This is a genomic window from Intestinibacter sp., from assembly GCF_051866655.1.
Lineage (GTDB): Bacteria > Bacillota > Clostridia > Peptostreptococcales > Peptostreptococcaceae > Intestinibacter.
On the sequence record NZ_JBJDXL010000512.1, the window covers coordinates 1 to 2,314 of the forward strand.

The window sequence follows — 2,314 nt, forward strand, 5'->3', positions numbered from 1 at the left end:
TTTGAATTGGAAGCACTGCTATATGTAGATTGTTTTCGTTTGTCGCCTTGAAGCCTTTAACTCGCTCTAATGTCTGCTCGTAGTGATTTACCAATTCCTTGGCTTCACGATAAAAAAACTCTCCAGCCTCAGTCAGAGTAGCACTTCTAGAGGTTCTATCAAAAAGCGCCATATCTAGCTCTTTTTCCAGCTTCATAATTTGTTTAGATAAGCTAGACTGAGATATATTCATTTGATAAGCAGCATCAAAATAAGTATCGTTTTCCACAACAGCGATAAAGTAGTTTAATTGTTCAAAAGTCATATTTTTCCTCCAATTCCTATGTTTCAGTTTTTGAATGAATTATAACATAAGTCGAATTGATTTTCTATAGGGTTGAGTTTAAACTTAAATAAGAAAATATTTGAATAAAACAGGGGTGGACAAATGAGTAAAGTTAGAGATTTAAGAAGTGCATTAGATTTATTGAAATCTATGCCGAATCAATTGATAGATACAGATGTAGAAGTAGATCCGATGGCAGAATTATCAGGGGTATATCGCTATGTTGGAGCAGGTGGAACAGTTCAAAGACCTACAAAGGAAGGCCCAGCTATGATTTTCAACAATGTAAAGGGTCATCCAGATGCGAGAGTTCTTATCGGACTTTTAGCCAGTCGTAAGAGAGTTGCAGCGCTTTTAGACACAGAACCAGAAAATTTAGGAAAATTATTATATAAAAGTGTGGATAACCCAATCCAACCAGTGCTTACAGATAAGGAGCCTCTATGCCAACAAGTTGTGCATAAAGCTACAGATGAAGACTTCGATTTATATAAATTAGTACCAGCACCGACTAATACACCAGACGATGCAGGTCCATACATAACTCTAGGAATGTGCTATGCGAGCCATCCAGACACAGGCTGCAGCGATGTCACAATTCACCGTCTATGCATCCAAGGTAAGGACGAATTATCTATATTTTTCACACCAGGAGCTAGACATATAGGGGCTATGGCAGAGAGAGCAGAACAGCTAGGTCAAAAATTACCTATTTCAATAAGCATAGGTGTAGACCCAGCTATAGAAATCGCATCTTGCTTCGAGCCTCCTACTACACCACTTGGATTCGACGAGCTATCAATTGCTGGAGCGCTTAGAGGAGAAGCAGTAGAGCTTTGTAATTGCCTAACTGTAAATGAAAGAGCAATAGCAAACGCAGAATACGTAATCGAAGGAGAAGTAATCCCTAACGTAAGAGTACAAGAAGACCAAAACAGCAACACAGGATACGCAATGCCAGAATTCCCAGGATATACAGGACCAGCGAGTGACCAATGTTGGCTAATAAAGGTAACAGCAGTAACTCACAGAAAAAATCCAATCATGCAAACATGCATAGGACCAAGCGAAGAACACGTATCTATGGCAGGAATTCCAACAGAAGCGAGCATCTACGGAATGGTAGAAAAAGCAATGCCAGGCAGACTTCAAAACGTATACTGCTCATCAGCAGGCGGCGGAAAATACATGGCAGTGCTTCAATTTAAAAAATCAGTAGCAAGCGATGAAGGTCGCCAAAGACAGGCAGCACTACTAGCATTCTCTGCATTTAGCGAACTAAAAAATATATTTATAGTAGATGAAGACGTGGACTGCTTCGATATGAACGACGTGCTATGGGCGATGAACACTAGATTCCAAGGAGATGTCGATGTGATAACTATACCAGGAGTTAGATGCCATCCGCTAGATCCATCAAACGACCCAAGCTTCTCACCTAGCATCAGAGACCACGGTATAGCCTGCAAAACTATTTTCGACTGTACTGTACCATTTGACCAAAAGGATAGATTCAAGAGAGCTAGATTTATGGAAGTAGATCCAGAGAACTGGCTAAAATAGATAAATAAAAATAGAATTATACACAAATAAAACAATATAAAAAATATAAAGATAATCGTAAATTAAAAAGTTATACACAAAATAAATAATAATCGGAAAATAAAAAATTATATCCTACATAAGGATGGTAGCAAACGTAGACCATTATAAATATGTTTAAGGAATTTGTGATTTATATTTATAAAATAATGGCCTTGGAAATATGATTTAATCAATAATTATCAAATTTTAAATTGATTATTTGTGGATAAGGTCAATTAGTAATAATATCCATCACAAAGTCATTTAACATATGAACAATGGGCTACATGATTAGGATATATAGTCAAATTATATAATTATAAAAATAATAATCAAATTTAAAAAATGTAAGGAGATTGAAAAATGGCGAAAAATATCATAGTCGGCGCGACTGGGGCAAGTGGA

At 36.9% G+C, this 2,314-nt stretch carries 2 protein-coding genes; one reads left to right on the forward strand and one right to left on the reverse strand.

Features of this window, described 5'->3' with window-relative positions; genetic code table 11:
* A partial coding sequence (locus tag ACI3VO_RS15340; protein ID WP_439758750.1) for a LysR family transcriptional regulator occupies positions 1 to 304 on the reverse strand: 304 nt, incomplete at its 3' end.
* Between the two features lie 123 nt (positions 305 to 427).
* Here ACI3VO_RS15340 and ACI3VO_RS15345 point away from each other — a divergent pair.
* A complete protein-coding gene (locus tag ACI3VO_RS15345; protein WP_439758751.1) occupies positions 428 to 1,888 on the forward strand; it encodes a UbiD family decarboxylase in 1,461 nt (486 codons plus the stop codon).
* Positions 1,889 to 2,314: the final 426 nt, after the last annotated feature.